Annotated in this window: 15 protein-coding genes; 5 read left to right on the top strand and 10 right to left on the bottom strand. The window is 29.8% G+C overall.

Going from position 1 to position 14,389, the window contains the following annotated elements; genetic code table 11:
• Positions 1 to 9: 9 nt before the first annotated feature.
• From smpB to sstT, 9 genes are read right to left on the bottom strand one after another with little or no spacing between them, the layout of a single operon-like run.
• Positions 10 to 465 carry an SsrA-binding protein SmpB gene (gene smpB / locus CLCT_RS05095; protein ID WP_039668585.1) on the bottom strand — a complete coding sequence of 152 codons (456 nt, stop codon included), beginning with the start codon at positions 463 to 465 and terminating at the stop codon, positions 10 to 12.
• Positions 465 to 1,220, bottom strand: coding sequence for a 4-(cytidine 5'-diphospho)-2-C-methyl-D-erythritol kinase (locus tag CLCT_RS05090; RefSeq protein WP_149062460.1), 756 nt, complete (start codon positions 1,218 to 1,220; stop codon positions 465 to 467). The genes smpB and CLCT_RS05090 overlap by 1 nt, the downstream gene beginning before the upstream one ends.
• A complete protein-coding gene (gene csrA, locus CLCT_RS05085) occupies positions 1,217 to 1,444 on the bottom strand; it encodes a carbon storage regulator CsrA (RefSeq protein WP_012661763.1) in 228 nt (75 codons plus the stop codon). The genes CLCT_RS05090 and csrA overlap by 4 nt, the downstream gene beginning before the upstream one ends.
• Positions 1,438 to 2,256, bottom strand: a complete 819-nt coding sequence (locus CLCT_RS05080) for a pseudouridine synthase family protein (protein WP_039668583.1) — start codon at positions 2,254 to 2,256, stop codon at positions 1,438 to 1,440. Before CLCT_RS05080 ends, csrA begins: the two co-directional genes overlap by 7 nt.
• Complete coding sequence (locus tag CLCT_RS05075; protein ID WP_149062459.1) at positions 2,253 to 4,316, bottom strand: ATP-dependent helicase; 2,064 nt, start codon at positions 4,314 to 4,316, stop codon at positions 2,253 to 2,255. The genes CLCT_RS05080 and CLCT_RS05075 overlap by 4 nt, the downstream gene beginning before the upstream one ends.
• Positions 4,313 to 4,759 carry a hypothetical protein gene (locus CLCT_RS05070; protein WP_149062458.1) on the bottom strand — a complete coding sequence of 149 codons (447 nt, stop codon included), beginning with the start codon at positions 4,757 to 4,759 and terminating at the stop codon, positions 4,313 to 4,315. Before CLCT_RS05070 ends, CLCT_RS05075 begins: the two co-directional genes overlap by 4 nt.
• Positions 4,752 to 6,473, bottom strand: coding sequence for a M3 family oligoendopeptidase (locus CLCT_RS05065; RefSeq protein WP_039668581.1), 1,722 nt, complete (start codon positions 6,471 to 6,473; stop codon positions 4,752 to 4,754). The genes CLCT_RS05070 and CLCT_RS05065 overlap by 8 nt, the downstream gene beginning before the upstream one ends.
• A 4-nt stretch (positions 6,474 to 6,477) precedes the next feature.
• Entirely contained in the window at positions 6,478 to 7,356 is an 879-nt protein-coding gene (locus CLCT_RS05060) for an aspartate carbamoyltransferase catalytic subunit (protein WP_149062457.1), read from the bottom strand.
• Between the two features lie 9 nt (positions 7,357 to 7,365).
• A complete protein-coding gene (sstT, locus tag CLCT_RS05055) occupies positions 7,366 to 8,592 on the bottom strand; it encodes a serine/threonine transporter SstT (protein ID WP_039668579.1) in 1,227 nt (408 codons plus the stop codon).
• A gap of 132 nt (positions 8,593 to 8,724) precedes the next feature.
• Here sstT and metK point away from each other — a divergent pair, with 132 nt between their 5' ends.
• Entirely contained in the window at positions 8,725 to 9,918 is a 1,194-nt protein-coding gene (gene metK, locus CLCT_RS05050) for a methionine adenosyltransferase (protein WP_149062456.1), read from the top strand.
• A gap of 10 nt (positions 9,919 to 9,928) precedes the next feature.
• On the opposite strand, the gene CLCT_RS05045 is transcribed toward metK, so the two are convergent.
• Entirely contained in the window at positions 9,929 to 11,251 is a 1,323-nt protein-coding gene (locus tag CLCT_RS05045; protein ID WP_149062455.1) for an apolipoprotein N-acyltransferase, read from the bottom strand.
• Here CLCT_RS05045 and yajC point away from each other — a divergent pair.
• Genes yajC through CLCT_RS05025 form a run of 4 tightly spaced genes read left to right on the top strand, consistent with a single transcriptional unit; the run spans position 11,221 to position 14,384 of the window.
• Positions 11,221 to 11,496 (top strand): preprotein translocase subunit YajC, encoded by a 276-nt coding sequence (yajC, locus tag CLCT_RS05040; RefSeq protein WP_039618686.1) that lies wholly within the window; start codon positions 11,221 to 11,223, stop codon positions 11,494 to 11,496. The two genes, CLCT_RS05045 and yajC, sit on opposite strands and share 31 nt — an antisense overlap.
• Positions 11,489 to 13,069 carry a protein translocase subunit SecD gene (secD, locus tag CLCT_RS05035; protein ID WP_149062454.1) on the top strand — a complete coding sequence of 527 codons (1,581 nt, stop codon included), beginning with the start codon at positions 11,489 to 11,491 and terminating at the stop codon, positions 13,067 to 13,069. Before yajC ends, secD begins: the two co-directional genes overlap by 8 nt.
• On the top strand, positions 13,069 to 14,040 hold the full coding sequence (gene secF / locus CLCT_RS05030) for a protein translocase subunit SecF (protein WP_039668575.1): 972 nt from the start codon (positions 13,069 to 13,071) through the stop codon (positions 14,038 to 14,040). The genes secD and secF overlap by 1 nt, the downstream gene beginning before the upstream one ends.
• Positions 14,041 to 14,042: 2 nt before the next feature.
• Positions 14,043 to 14,384 (top strand): DUF6394 family protein, encoded by a 342-nt coding sequence (locus CLCT_RS05025; RefSeq protein ID WP_039618681.1) that lies wholly within the window; start codon positions 14,043 to 14,045, stop codon positions 14,382 to 14,384.
• The last annotated feature ends 5 nt before the right edge of the window (positions 14,385 to 14,389 follow it).

The following is a 14,389-nucleotide window of genomic DNA, read 5'->3' as shown; positions in this document are numbered from 1 at the left end:
ATCCTTTTTTTAATAATGATTTTTCATAGCAGCTCTTGCTTCAAGATCTGCTTGTTTTTTCTTTAAGCTTTCTCTTTTATCGTGTAAGTTTTTTCCTTTAGCTAAGGCTATTAAAACTTTTGCTTTATTTTTTTCATTAAAATAAAGTTCTAAGGGCACTATAGTAAAGCCTTGGGTGCTAATTTTACCAAAAAGTCTATCGATTTGCTTTTTATGCATTAAAAGTTTTCGTGCACCTTTTTCATCATGTTTGTAAAATGAATGTGTGGTGCTAAGATGAGAAATATGAGCATTAAGTAAGAAAATTTCACCTTTGATAATACGCACAAAAGAATCTTTTAAATTTGCTCTACTAGCTCTTAATGCTACCACCTCAGAACCTTTTAAAACAATGCCTGCTTCAAATTTTTCCAAAATTTCATAATCAAAAAAAGCTTTTTTGTTTTTTACTATAGTTTTTTTCATTATTTAGCCTTAAAAACTCCACTTCCACTTCCACTTAAAAAATAAGCCTCATTAAGAAATGTTTGCATTTTAGGATAAATTTTTACACAAGGAGCAAATAAGTCGTTTAAATCAGTATTTTTATACTCTAAAATTTCACTTGTTTTGAGTGTTTTAAGTGTTTTGGTCAAATTTAAATTCGCTTTTAAATCATATGGGCTTTCATCAAATGCTTTATATACTTTGGCACTTGAACACTCAATAGCCGGAAAAGTAAAATCAAGTTGGCTAAAATCATCTTCAAAATATTCTACAATCTCACCACAACCGCTAACATTTGCACTATTATACCCACTTAAAAAAAAGATTAAATCAGAACCGAGTTTTTGGCAGATTTGTTCAAGTTGTTGTTGACTAAGTTTTAAATTTAAAGTTTCGTTAACCATAAGTAAAAATGTCACCGCATCAGTACTGCTTCCGCCAAGACCTCCACCTATGGGAATATTTTTGATAAGTTTTAAACTTTTGTCTTTAAAAAATTCATTTAATTCATTAGAAAATCCTAAATTTTCTAATTCTTTATAAGCTTTGTGTATGATGATATCTTGGGTAAAATTTCCAGTGATTTCAAACCCTTCTTTGGTTTTTGTATCACTAAAGCTTAACTCATCAAAAATATCTTTTAACAAAACAAAGCGTGATTGCAATAAATGATATGATTTTGAATCAATTCCTATGATTTTTAAAAAAATATTAGCTTTTGCGTAAGCTTTCATTTTTTAAGCTTTTTACTCAGATCATCAAGTTTTATCGTTTCATCGCTAATTGCATGTAAATTTTCACTTTTTACTTGCTCGATAAGCTCTTTGCGTAGTATCATTAAAGACTTTGGAGCTTCGATGCCTATTTTAGCATAGCCTTTACCTGTTTGAACTACTTTGATTTCTATATCATCTCCGATTTTTATACTTTCATTTTCTTTTCTTGATAAAATTAACATTTTAATACCTTGTTTAAATAATATTGCACTTGATTATCTTGGATAGAAATGATAGAAAAAAAATCTTTTTCTTCTAAAATATAGCTACCTTCTTCTTGAATTTCCAAATCGTCCAAAAATATTTTTTGTCCATTGTGTAATTTTTGGGGATATTTTATCGTATTTTTTCTAAGATTTAAATAAGCTAAAGGATTTAACTCTTTTTCATTCTCATAAAAAAACCTTCCCTCGCTTAAACGCTCTAGTGAGCTGAGTGTGGCTTTAATACCAAGTTTTCTAGCAAATAATTCACAATAAGAGCGTATATAAGAACCCTCACTAACTGCTATTTCTATAGTTAAAAAAGGATGATTGTAATGTAAAATTTTAGTATAAAAAATTTCCATAACGCAGGGTTTTAAATTGACTTCAAAACCTCTTTTTGCAAGCTCATAAGAGCGCACTCCATCTATTTTTTTTGCACAAAATGCGGGTGGGGTGTAGGTGATTTTACCTAAAAGTTCATTTTTAATTTGTTCTAAAATTTGCTTATTAAAGGCATTTATAAGATTGATCTCTTTGATGTTTTGATTATCAAGGCTTAGTGAATACACGCCTAGCCAAAGTGTTGCTTTATAAACTTTTGGATTTTTATCAAAAAAGCGAAAAAGTTTTGTGTATTGATCAAAGGCTATAAGCAAAACACCTTTTGCAAAAGGATCAAGTGTTCCTGAAAAACCTGCTTTTTTGTTTTTATATTTTTTCTTCAGTTTGCCTAAAAAAGCATTAGAACTTATTCCACTTGGTTTGTAAGCTACAAAAAGTTTATTCATATTACTTTTTCCACAAAACTTGACATTATCATTCTTTCTATGCCTCCAAAATTAATCGTGAGTTTTTCTTCAGCTCCTATTTTACTTACCCCAGTAACTCTACCTATGCCAAAAATTTTATGTTTGATTAAATCGCCTTTTTTGTAGCAATTTTTTTGATGATCTAGTGTTAATTCTTTTTTGATTACATTACTCTCGCCAAAAAATCTACTTTTTTCTAATCTTGTGCGACTTCCTTTATAAAATCTAGAATTAGCATAGCTTAAATAAAGTTTTTTCTTGGCTCTAGTGATTGCTACATAAGCAAGTCTTCTTTCTTCTTCTATATTGCTTGATTCGCTAGTGAGTGGAAAAAACCCTTCTTCTAAGCCTATGATAAAAACATAATCAAACTCAAGTCCTTTACTTGCGTGAATACTCATAATACAAATACTTTCTTTATCAAGTCCATCTTGCTCATTGAGTAAAGAAATTTCATTTAAAATATCATCTAAGCCATTATAATCTCCATGAGTGATTTTATCTTTTAAATTAGCATAAAGTTCGTCTATGTTTAAAAGTTTATCTTCACCTTCTGGGTTATCTTTATAAAATTCTTTGATTTTAAATTCTTCTTCTAAGGCTAAAATCATTGCAAGTAAATCATCTTTTTCTCTGATTTTGTGTATACTTAGTATGAATTTTTCCAATTCTTTGTCTGTTTTTTTGCTAAAAAATCCACTTCCTTGCAAAGCACATAGACTTTCAAATAAGGATAAATGATTTTCTTTGGCATAATTTTCTAGCTTTTCTAAACTTGCATTGCCAAAGTTTCTTTTAGGGCGGTTGATAATGCGTTTAAAAGAATAATCATCATTTAAATTTGAAAGTAATCTTAAATAAGAAATAATATCTTTAATCTCAGCTCTTTCATAAAAACGAATTCCACTTAGCAATTTAAAAGGAACTTTTTCTTTGCTAAAAGCTTCTTCAAGAGCACGAGATAGAGCATTTACTCTATAAAGTATGGCTATTTCACTAGGATTAATCCCTGAGTTTAAAAGTTTTGAAACTTCTCTTGAAACCTTAAAACTTTCAATTTTTTCATCATCATTTTGTAAAATTGTAATTTCTTCGCCCTTATCTTTGGTGCAAATTAAAGTTTTTCCTAGTCTTTTTCTATTGTGCTCTATAAGTTCATTTGCAGCTTGTAAAATAGCGCTAGTTGAGCGGTAGTTTTGCTCTAGTTTGACTAATTTTACATTGTTAAATTGCTCTTTAAAATTTAAAATATTTTCTATTTTAGCCCCACGCCAACCATAGATACTTTGATCATCATCACCCACCACGCAAATATTTTCATGAGAAGTGCAAAGTTTTTTTAGAATTTGATATTGCAAGACATTGGTATCTTGATACTCATCTACTGTTATATAGGCATATTTTTGACTTTGTTCTTTTGCAAATTGTTCATCTTCTAAAATTTTATTAGTTAGCATGAGTAAATCATCAAAATCCATGAAATTATTTTGGATTAAAAAATGCTCATATTGTTCATATAAATGAACGATTTCTTCGTAATTTTTGTTTTTTTCATCTTTTAAAAATTCTAATTCTTTGCGTATTTCTTGAGCGCTTTTGCTTTGATTTTTAAAATTTGAAATATAAGCACCTATGCTTGCTAAAGAGCATTGTAAATTTTCACTAGCTAAATCTTTTAGTATTTTCTTTTTATCATCTATATCAATAATGACAAAATTATTTGCTCTATTAATTCTTTCGCTATAAAGTCTTAAAAATAACAAGCCAAATTTATGAAAAGTGCATAAAAGGGGATTGTGCAAATTTTGATCTTGTAAAAGTGCTAAGGCTCTTGTTTTCATTACATTAGCAGCTTTATTTGTAAAGGTTAGTGTGAGGGTATTTTGCGCAGGAATACCTACATGATCGATTAAATAAGCAAGTCTAGTGGTAATGGTTTTAGTCTTTCCGCTACCTGCGCCTGCTAGTATCAGCATAGCTCCATCAATATGCATGATAGCTTCTTTTTGGTTATCATTTAAACCTTCGAAAAAACTCATTTTTTAAATAAATCTTTATTGTTAGGATTATTTAAAAAAGCATTCATGGATTTTTCTTTTAATTTTTGATCATTTTGCTTTTTGAAATAGTTTGAAAAATTAACAAAAATGATATTATCTTCAACTTGGATTTGAGTAATTGCTCCTAAATCCACTTTCACAAAAGTTGCAAAATCATCAGGCCCAAAACCTGCATGAAATTCTATATGTTCATTTTTTAAAACTATGGATTTAAAAGTATAGCCACCAAGCGCAAAAAGACAATAAGGATTTTTACTCACTACATCTAATTCTGGTGGCAAAGGAGGTTCGAGTGTAACAAATTTAGTATTTACAATGATATTAAACTCAATATCTTCTTGGATTAAAATCTGTAAACATTCATAAATGCTTTTTTGCATTAAACTTATAAAATTTTTATTATTTAAAATTTTATCAATCATTGCTTAGCCTTAAAAAATCATCTACTAGTATTCTAACTTGCTCTAAGCCTATATTCCAAAACTCATCACTTTCTATATCAAAGCCAAACATAGCTACAAGTTCTTTTGGACTTTTGCTTCCACCGCTACTTAAAAACTCAATATAAATTGAAGTAAAATCAGTACATTTACCACTTTTGTATAGACCATAAAGTGCTAAAACTAAAAGTTGTGCATAAGCATAAGCATAGCAGTAAAATGGAGAGTGTATAAAATGTGGTATATAAGAATACCAAAGGCCATAGTTTTTAGTTAAAACTACGCTATCTTGAAACATTTTTCTTGATTCTTCAAGCCAAATTTCACTTAGTTCTTGAGTGCTTAACTCTTCTTTTTTAGCATGAAATCTGCGTTCAAAGGTGGTAAAATTAATCTGTCTATAAAGAGTAGCAAAAATATCTTCAATCTTTGCTGCATATAAAGATAAAAGCTCTTCTTTGTCTAAATTTTCTTTAATATAATCAAAAATCAACATTTCAGCAAACACTGAAGCAGTTTCTGCTGTAGTTAGTGGTGTATCTTGATTTAAAAAACTTACTTTATAAGAAAGTTTTTGATGTATAGTGTGACCTAGCTCATGTGCTAGGGTGAAAAGATCACGTCTTTGGTTGGTATAGTTTAAAAGTATAAAAGGATGGCTTAGTGGTGTGCTTGAGTGAGAAAAAGCACCGCTTTGTTTAAATTCTTTAGGGTAAACATCAATCCAATTATTCTCAAAAGCTTCTTTTGCTATCATATAAAAATCTTTAGAAAATTTTTCAAAGGCTTTTAAAACTATATCCTTTCCCTGATCAAAATCAACTTGCATTTCCTTTCCAATAGGCGCATAACGATCATAATCTTTTAATTTTTTATATCCTAGAATTTTTTTCTTTGCATTGTAAAATTTAGAAACAATATCAAAGCTATTCTCGCTAGCACTAATAAGCGCATCAACACTTTTTTTAGAAATTTGATTTCTTATATGTCTTGGAGTTTCAGGATTTTCATAGGATCTTAACTCACAAATACTAGCAAGTTCACTTTTAATCATATTGAAAATATATACTAAAAGTTTGTTTTGTTTTTTTAAAGTTTTACTAAAGCATTTTGAAGCTTTTTTTCTAATACTTCTATCTTTATCATAAAGCTTGCTTAGAATTTCTTCTTCGCTTAATTTCTGTCCTTCAAAATTAAATTTTAAAGCACTAAAGGTTTCATCAAATAATCTTGCAAATGCATTTGAACCTGTACTTGATAGAGCTAGGATAATTCTTTCTTCTTTTTTGGAAAGATTGTGTTTTTTGTGTTTGATAAGATTATTTAAATAAAACTCATAATCTTTGCAAAATGTAATGAAGGTTTTGCTTTTTTCTTCTTTTAATTCGCAAAATTCAAGCTCAAAAAATAAAAGATTTTCTTCTATTTTTTTACTCAAATTTTCATATTTTGCATAAAAAGCACCTTTGGTAGTATCTTGAGCAAAATTTAAATACACATAGGTTAGTATGTGAGAAAGTTTTAAGATTAATTCTTCATAATTTTTTAAAGCCTGCAAAAATTGCTCATGGTCTAAACTATGAAGATTATTTTCAAGTTGTTTTTTAAATTCACAAGCTTCATCTTGGGTTTTTTGTAAAAAAAGATTTAATTCTTGTTCATCTTTAAATAATGTACTTAAGTTCCAATTTTGCATGATTTTAGCTTTCTAAAATGAGTTTTTTTAATACAGCCATTCTAATGGCAACACCATTTTTAACTTGAGTTAAAACCTTACATCTTTTATCAGCCATTACTTCATCGCTAATATCAATGTTTCTATGTACAGGGCCAGGGTGCAAGATAATGAGATTTTTATCTTTTATTAAGTCTTTGCTAATGCAAAAATCATTTGCATAATCTTTAAGCGATGCATAGGTTGGAATATTGTGTCTTTCGGTTTGTGTTCTAAGACTCATGATAATATTAACATCATCAATGACTTCTTTTAGTTTATTTGTTTTTTTAATAGGATAATTTGGCATAAAATGAGGTGGGGCTACTAGGGTGATATCAATACCAAAACGAGGTAATAATTCTAAATTTGAAGCAGCAACGCGTGAGTTTTTAATATCTCCTACTATTGCTATTTTTTTACCTTTTACATTGTAATCAAAATGCTCCATTATAGTAAAAAGATCAAGTAATGCTTGGGTGGGATGAGCATGTTTGCCATCGCCTCCATTAACTATAGGACAATGAGTATAATTTGCTAAAGTATGAGGTACGCCCGAGTTTTTGTGTCTAACTACAATAGCACTTGGTGCCATTGCATCTAAATTTGCAGCAGTGTCAAAAAGTGTTTCACCTTTACTTGAGCTACTTCTTGAAACATCTAATTTTAAAACTTTAGCACCTAGTCTTCTTGCGGCTGTTTCAAAGCTTGATTGAGTGCGTGTTGAATTTTCAAAAAAAATTGTCGTAACGCTTTTTCCTTCTAAAAATGTACGTGGTTTTTCATCTAAAAATTCTTTTACTTCTTTAAATAAAGTCAAGATTTCATCATTGTTAAAATCTTTTGTAGTGATTAAATGTCTCATAAGCCCTCCTTAAATTTTTAAATTAAGCTCATTATCTGAACAAATAGCGCTAAATAAAACGTCTGTTGAGCTATTTAAAGCTGTTTCAACGCTATCTTGGATAACCCCTATGATAAATCCAACCGCAACTACTTGCATGGCTATGTCATAATCAATATTAAATAAAGAGCAAGCAAGTGGTATAAGTAAAAGTGAGCCTCCGGCAACCCCGCTAGCTCCACAAGCTGCAAATGCGGCTAAAACACTCAAAAGCATTGCTTGTAAAAAATTTATTTCAATACCTACTGTGTGAGCTGCTGCAAGACTTAATATAGCAATAGTTACAGCTGCTCCTGCCATATTAATCGTAGCGCCTAGTGGAATGGAGATACTATATAAATTATTATTGATATTTAATTTAGAGCAAAGTGCCATATTTACAGGGATATTTGCTGCAGAACTTCTTGTAAAAAATGCAAAAACAGCACTATGTTTTAAGCAAATAAAAATCAAAGGATAAGGATTTTTCTTCGTATAAGCAAAAACAATTAAAGCATTAATCACAAAGGCTACAAAAAACATGGTTAAAACTAAAATTATTAATAATTTAATATAACTTAAAAGTCCTGCTGCTCCTGTTTGAGCAACTGAATTTGCTACAAGTCCAAAAATTCCAAAAGGAGCAAGCTTGACTATAAATTTAACGATTTTTAACACGCCTTCGTTGATATCAGTAAAAAGTTGCTTTGCGTCATTTGAGCAATGTCTTAGAGCAAAACCCCCGCCTATAGCCCAAGCTAATATGCTTAAATAATTTCCCGAGGATAAAGCGTGGATAGGATTATCTACGATTTGAAAAAGTAAGGTTTTAAATACTTCACTTATATGTGCAGGACTTGTAGTGGAAGCTTTTTCAATATCGGTTAATACTAATTCTACAGGAAAGATAAAACTTATACTAACTGCGCTTAAAGAAGCTAAAAAAGTTCCAAATATATATAAGAAAATGATATGCTTTATTTTCTCGCTTCCATGATTAAATTCTTTTGTGCAAATAGTTGTTAAGATTAAAATAAAAACTAAAATTGGTGCTATAGCTTTTAAAGCTCCTGTGAATAAAGCACCAAAAATATTTGCAAAAATAGCTAAATCTTTAGAAAAAATACCTACTAAAATTCCTAAAACAATACCTATGCAAATTTGCAAAATAAGATTTCCATCTTTATAGCGTTTGATTGCACAAGAAAATAAACTCATTTCTTACCTTTTTTTGTAGTGATAAATTTTTAATTTATTCTAACAAAGTAAAGCTTAAATAAGCTTTTTTATTTTTAAGCTAGCTTATGTTAGAATAAAGCTAGAATTTTTATGATAAGGAATATTCAAAATATGTATTTATTTACTTCTGAAGTTGTTAGCGCAGGACATCCTGATAAATGTGCTGATATTATAGCTGATTCTATAGTGGATGCTTTTTTAATTCATGATAAAGACTCAAGGGTTGCTAGTGAGGTTTTTGTAGCAGGAAATAAAGTAGTAATTGGTGGTGAGATTAAATCAAAATATAAGCTAGAAAAACAAGATTATGAAAATATTGTAAAAAAAGCTCTAGTAGATATTGGTTATGATGGGCATCCACATTTTAGTAAAAAGCAATGTTTGCATCCTGATGATTTAGATGTAATGGTATTTTTAAATGAACAAAGTCCTGATATTAATCAAGGTGTTGATCAAGAAGATGGAGAAATTGGTGCGGGTGACCAAGGTATAATGTTTGGTTTTGCAAGCAATGAAGCAAAAGAATATATGCCAGCAGCTATTTCTTATGCTAGAATGCTTTGTGATAAAGTATATGAGTTTGCAAAAAACAATCCTGATAAACTTGGAGTGGATATTAAAACTCAAGTGACAATTGATTATGTAAATAAAGAAAATTTTGAAAATTGTAAACCTCAAAGTATCCATACTATTGTAGTTTCAGCTCCTTGTGTTGAAAGTATGAAAATAGAAGATTTAAGAGCTTTGGTGATGGATTTGATTTTGGATTCAAATTTACCAAAAGAGCTTTTTTGTCCAGAAAAAACAAGAATTTTAATCAATCCAACGGGAAAATATGTAAATCACAGTTCATTACATGATAGTGGTTTAACAGGAAGAAAACTTATAGTAGATAGTTTTGGTGGCTATGCTCCAATAGGTGGAGGGGCACAATCTTCTAAAGATTATACTAAGGTTGATAGAAGTGGGCTTTATGCTGCAAGATGGCTTGCTAAAAATATCGTAGCCGCAGGTCTTGCTAAAAAGTGCATAGTGCAGCTTTCTTATGCTATAGGCGTAGCTAAACCAACTTCTGTTAGTGTGGATTGTATGGGAACAAACACAAGATTAAATGATGATATTTTAAGTGATTTTGTAATGAAAACTTTCCCATTAACTCCAAATTGGATTAAAAATAAATTCAATCTTGATAAACCAAGTAAAGATACCTTTATGTATGCTGATGTAGCTGCTCGTGGTCAAGTAGGTCAGGCTGATTATCCTTGGGAAAAATTAGACGCTCTTGATGAATTTAAAGCATTATAAAATGAAGCTTTTAAGCTTCATTTTGCTTTAAAAGTTTTTCTTTTATCTTTAAAATCAATATCTTTTTTGGTTTAATTACAGTATTTTCTTTTCCATTAACTGAATGATATATACTTACATTATAATTATTTGCATAAAAACGCATTAGAAAATTTTGTAATTTATACTCACTTGAAAAATTAAACCAAGCATTGTTTGAAATAGCTACGATGATTTTTGAGTGCTTGTAAAGTTTTTCTTTTGTGGCTTCAAAGCAGATAGCATTAGTGATGAGTTGATTATTTAAAGTGTATTGATTTAATTCCTTTCCTTTTGAAAATTCATCAATATTTAAAAGATATTTTTTAAAAAAGGTTTTAAATATAGGAATTTCTTCTCCAAAAGGTACAAGATAGTGTTTGTTAAAAACTTGTATATTGCCATTGTCAAATACATAAGTACTATTATATAGATGATTAGGTGTGGTACTTATAGCACCTGTGATGATGATGATTTGTTTTGATAAATCTTTTAAAGCTTGTAAATAACTTGGAGCTTTATTTAAAGCAAAGGCAAAAGCTGTTTCAGGAAAAATAATTACTTCTTTGCCTTCTTTTATGGCCTGATTGATTTGATAAAATATATCCTTAGAGTGAGTTTGTAAATTTTCTTGTATGAATTTTTGATCTTGGGAGATATTGGTTTGAATTAATTTATAGTCTAAATTTAGTGTTTGTGGTTGTTTTTGGTTATATTGAGCTCCGATTAGAATAAGAATTAAAATGATTGCTATTTTATAATATCTTGAAATATATTTTTCATAATAAAAATAAGCAATCAAAAACATAGCTATAATGCCTTGATAATTTGCATCAAAGATTCCATATACACTTAAAACACCCCAATTTAGCCAATCAAATCCAAAAGGATGAACAAAACTAAGTAAAAAAATTCCACAAAGTCTTAAAAAATCATATTTAAGAAAAAAACATATTAAAAATAATAATCCATAAATTAATCCGATTAAGATAATTTCTAAAGGAATTAAATAAGCTAAATCAAAATAAATTGATGATAAAACTATCCACCAAAACCATAAAATTCCTACAAAAAATCCGGTATAAAAATATCCTATTTTACTTTTATTTCTTAGCAATAAAATCAAACCATATATACTTAAAAATGGTGAAATAAATTCAAAAAGTAAATTTTCAAAAAAAGAAAAATAAATAAAATTTGACAATAAAAGTGCAGAAAAAAAGGCTTTTATTATTTTAAAAGTGGTAGAATTAGAATTTATGAACTTTAAAAAAAGGGGAAGAAATGGCAGAAAACGGAAATATTTGGACTTCATTGTTGCCTCTCATTGTGCTTTTTGCGATTTTTTATTTTTTGGTTATTAGACCACAACAAAAACAAGCAAAAGACCATAAATTGATGGTTTCATCTTTAGAAAAAGGAGATAAAATCATCACAAACGGTGGAATAATTTGCGAGGTGGTAAAACCAGAAGAGGATTTTATCAAAGTTAAGCTTAATGATGAAAATGTAGTTGTAAAAATTTCTAGAGATTTTATAGCAAAGAAAATTGATGCGTAGTGGAAAAATTACTTATAGAAGTATTATTTTCTTTGTAGTTTTTCTTATAGGATTAATTTTTTCCATACCTTCTTTTATGCAAACCCAAAGTGGTGCTAAGATCAACCTAGGACTTGATTTGCAAGGTGGTTTACATATGTTATTAGGTGTAGAAGTAGAAGAGGCGGTTAAATCAAAGGTTAAATCTATAGCCTCTTCTCTTAGTTATTCTATTAATAAAGAAGATATTATTGTTGATAAAATCAAAGTAAATGATGCTAGTATTGAATTTAGTTTATTAGATGAAAATGATGTAGCTAAGGTTGATTTGTTATTAAAAGACATTAAAGGCTTGGCTATTACACACGAAAATTTACACTACACACTTTCTTTAACCCAAGAAGAAATTAAATTAACCCATGAACAAGCTATTTTACAAGCTGTAGAAACCATTAGAAACAGACTTGATCAATTTGGCCTTGCAGAGCCAAACGTAGCAAGATCGGGTGAGGATAAAATTTTAGTCGAGCTTCCAGGTATTAAAACTGCTGCAGATGAGGCTAGAGCTAGAGAACTTATCGCAAAAGCTGCACATTTGCAATTAATGGAAGTAGATGATGTAAGAATGGATCAGGTAAATAATCTTACTCCAGCTCAAGCTGCTGAATATGGAGACTTGATTTTTGAAGATGCAAAAAATCCTCAAATTAAATATCTAGTAAAATCTATACCCATTCTTGATGGTTCTATGCTAACAGATGCAAAAGTAGGCTTTGCACAAAGTAACAATCTTCCTGTTATTAATTTTACCTTAAATTCAGAAGGTGCGAAAAAATTTGGAGACTATACCGGAAATAATGTAGGTAAACGCTTAGCTATAGTTTTGGATAACAAAGTATATTCAGCTCCAAGAATTAATGAAAGAATAGGCGGGGGTAGTGGCCAAATTAGTGGTAGCTTTACCGTAGAAGAAGCTCATGATGTGGCTATTGCTTTAAGAAGTGGGGCGCTTTTAGCACCGGTTAAAATGCTTGAAAAAAGAAGTGTTGGACCATCTTTGGGTGCTGATAGTATTAAAATGAGTATGATAGCCCTAGCAGGTGCTTCTATATTGGTTATTGCATTTATGGTGATGTATTATGGTATAGCAGGAATTTTTGCTAATATTGCTTTAGTGGCAAATATTTTAGTGATTATTGCTGTAATGGCTATGTTTGGTGCAACTTTGACTTTGCCTGGTATGGCAGGACTTGTACTGACTGTGGGTATGGCAGTAGATTCTAATGTTATTATTAATGAAAGAATTAGAGAATTATTGCGAGAAGGTGCTAGCATAAGACAAAGTGTTGAAAATGGTTATAAACATGCAATGAGTGCGATTTTAGATTCTAATATTACTTCGCTTATTACTTCAGTGGTGCTTTATGCTTATGGAACGGGTGCGGTAAAAGGTTTTGCGGTGACTTTGAGTATTGGGATTTTAGTTTCGATGATTACTTCTATTGTTGGAACTCATGGTATGTTTGAAATGTTTATGAACCGTATGGAAAAAAGCAATAACACAAGATTATGGTTTGGATATAGGAGACCTTAATGCAATTTTTTAGTCAAAAACATGTTTATGATTTTATGAGAATGAGATTTGCAGCCATCTCTTTGTCTTTTATTTTATTTTTTGGTTCTATTTTTATCCTTTTTACTAAGGGTTTAAATTTTGGTATTGATTTTACTGGTGGAACTTTGGTGCAACTTCAATATGAGCAAAAAGCTCCTTTGGCTGAAATTCGTAAAGCTTTAGCTATCAATGAAAATTTAAAAGGCGCTAGTGTTACTGAATTTGGTAGTGCTAATGAAGTGATTATTCGTTTTTCAGGAAGTAGTGATAGTTTGGGAAGTGATATTGGAGTAAGCATTGCAAATTTATTAAAAGATACGGGTAAATTTGAAGTGCGCCGCGTGGATGTAGTAGGTCCAAAAGTAGGAGATGAACTGCGTAATAAAGGTCTTATGGCGGTTGGAATTTCTTTGATTGCTATTTTGATTTATTTGGCAGTAAGATTTGAATGGCGTTTTGCTATGGCTTCTATTGTATGTGAAATTCATGATATAGTTATTACTTTGGGCGCTATTGCGTTATTTGAAATAGATGTAAATTTAGATATTTTGGCGGCTGTTTTAACTGTGCTTGGATATTCTTTAAATGATACGATTATTATTTTTGATAGGATTAGAGAAGGTGTTAAAACAAGTAAAAATTCAAAACTTGATCTAATTATTAATGAATCAGTTTCAGCTACTTTATCAAGAACTACTTTAACAACGGGTTTGACTTTGATTACTGTTGTAGTGCTTTATTTCTTTGGCGGATCTATGATAGAAGGTTTTGCTCTAACTATGATAGTAGGTATTATAGCAGGTACTGCAAGTTCTATATTTGTAGCAAGTCCAGCGCTTTTATGGTTTAAATTTAGTGTTGCACAGTATCGTCAAAAAGAATTAGAAAAAGTAAAGAAAAAACAAGAAAAAGAAAAATTAAGAGCAATGTATGAAAAAGGAACAGTGTAAAAATGAATTGGGGTAAGGTTATTTATATCTTTTTTGCTTTAATGAGCTTAACTACAACCGCAGGATTTTTATATGATCAAAATGAGGTTGCTTTATTTATTGCAGCTTGTGTGAATTTAATTTCTACTTTATTAAAAATTGGGGTTAGAAATTTCTTAGCAGCTGAATTATTTGCTAGTTCTTTAGTGGCTGATTTGCATTTAATTCCGGCTTTTGCTTTAATACAAATTAATCCAGAAGCTAATGTTATGGTTTATACTTTAGCAATTGGTGCTTTGATAGCTAATATCTTTTCAATGATTTTAGTTATAGTTGATTCAGTAAAAAATCAAGAAGAAAATTAGGAGTT

Origin of the sequence: Campylobacter lari subsp. concheus, assembly GCF_008245025.1 — a bacterium.
In the GTDB taxonomy this organism is placed as follows: domain Bacteria; phylum Campylobacterota; class Campylobacteria; order Campylobacterales; family Campylobacteraceae; genus Campylobacter_D; species Campylobacter_D concheus.
This window is presented reverse-complemented; position numbering and strand designations above follow the sequence as displayed.

Excerpts from the sequence above, each read along its gene's own strand:
- smpB (WP_039668585.1), bottom strand. The coding sequence starts at position 465 with ATGAAAAAAACTATAGTAAAAAACAAAAAAGCTTTTTTTGATTATGAA.
- CLCT_RS05090 (WP_149062460.1), bottom strand. The coding sequence starts at position 1,220 with ATGAAAGCTTACGCAAAAGCTAATATTTTTTTAAAAATCATAGGAATT.
- csrA (WP_012661763.1), bottom strand. The coding sequence starts at position 1,444 with ATGTTAATTTTATCAAGAAAAGAAAATGAAAGTATAAAAATCGGAGAT.
- CLCT_RS05080 (WP_039668583.1), bottom strand. The coding sequence starts at position 2,256 with ATGAATAAACTTTTTGTAGCTTACAAACCAAGTGGAATAAGTTCTAAT.
- CLCT_RS05075 (WP_149062459.1), bottom strand. The coding sequence starts at position 4,316 with ATGAGTTTTTTCGAAGGTTTAAATGATAACCAAAAAGAAGCTATCATG.
- CLCT_RS05070 (WP_149062458.1), bottom strand. The coding sequence starts at position 4,759 with ATGATTGATAAAATTTTAAATAATAAAAATTTTATAAGTTTAATGCAA.
- CLCT_RS05065 (WP_039668581.1), bottom strand. The coding sequence starts at position 6,473 with ATGCAAAATTGGAACTTAAGTACATTATTTAAAGATGAACAAGAATTA.
- CLCT_RS05060 (WP_149062457.1), bottom strand. The coding sequence starts at position 7,356 with ATGAGACATTTAATCACTACAAAAGATTTTAACAATGATGAAATCTTG.
- sstT (WP_039668579.1), bottom strand. The coding sequence starts at position 8,592 with ATGAGTTTATTTTCTTGTGCAATCAAACGCTATAAAGATGGAAATCTT.
- metK (WP_149062456.1), top strand. The coding sequence starts at position 8,725 with ATGTATTTATTTACTTCTGAAGTTGTTAGCGCAGGACATCCTGATAAA.
- yajC (WP_039618686.1), top strand. The coding sequence starts at position 11,221 with ATGGCAGAAAACGGAAATATTTGGACTTCATTGTTGCCTCTCATTGTG.
- CLCT_RS05045 (WP_149062455.1), bottom strand. The coding sequence starts at position 11,251 with ATGAAGTCCAAATATTTCCGTTTTCTGCCATTTCTTCCCCTTTTTTTA.
- secD (WP_149062454.1), top strand. The coding sequence starts at position 11,489 with ATGCGTAGTGGAAAAATTACTTATAGAAGTATTATTTTCTTTGTAGTT.
- secF (WP_039668575.1), top strand. The coding sequence starts at position 13,069 with ATGCAATTTTTTAGTCAAAAACATGTTTATGATTTTATGAGAATGAGA.
- CLCT_RS05025 (WP_039618681.1), top strand. The coding sequence starts at position 14,043 with ATGAATTGGGGTAAGGTTATTTATATCTTTTTTGCTTTAATGAGCTTA.